The 593-nt window shown below is 39.8% G+C and carries 1 protein-coding gene; it reads right to left on the bottom strand.

All coding sequences use genetic code 11. The features are described 5' to 3' along the window. Positions 1–36 precede the first annotated feature (36 nt). Positions 37–593 (bottom strand): Gfo/Idh/MocA family oxidoreductase (locus RB298_RS33360; protein ID WP_486050617.1); only part of this gene is annotated, 557 nt, incomplete at its 5' end.

The raw sequence follows: 593 nt of genomic DNA, 5'->3' as shown, positions 1-593 counted from the left end.
TCGTTAAACAAGTGAATCTAGATGGGCCTTAAACTTCTAGATAAATTCTATCCAAGTAGCACCGTTATCAGCAGATCTGACGCAATTTTCTATCCATCGTATACCTTCAATACCAGCATTAATATCAGGATAGACAAGGCTCTTTAACAACTCTTCATCGCCTCTGTTCTTTGCATCTATTGCCGTGGCAAACTTTAGGTATATATTTGCCCAAGCTTCAGAAAGTCCCTCTACATGCAATGCACCTAAACGTTCGTCCGCATTACAGCTATCATCTAGATAAGGCATGGCCCTGATCAAAGTTTGCCCAGGCTCTCCTTGAATTTCATACTTTAATTCACCAGGTTTGCTATCCCACCACTCTAAACTGCCTTTTGATCCTACAATACGAATTCTATGACCATCCATGCACCCTGCATTTACAGAAGACGTCCATAATCGTCCTACAGCTCCGTTTTCATAACGCATAAGAACAAATGCATTATCTTCTAAAGGAGCACGACTTCCAACAAAACTTTGGCGATCGCATAGTAATTCTCTAATTTTCATATTTGGCATAATTAACTGAGACATGTAGTAAGTATGGGTAGAAA

Source organism: Priestia sp. BR_2 (assembly GCF_041954005.1).
Lineage (GTDB): Bacteria > Bacillota > Bacilli > Paenibacillales > Paenibacillaceae > Paenibacillus_AQ > Paenibacillus_AQ lautus_A.
This window is presented reverse-complemented; position numbering and strand designations above follow the sequence as displayed.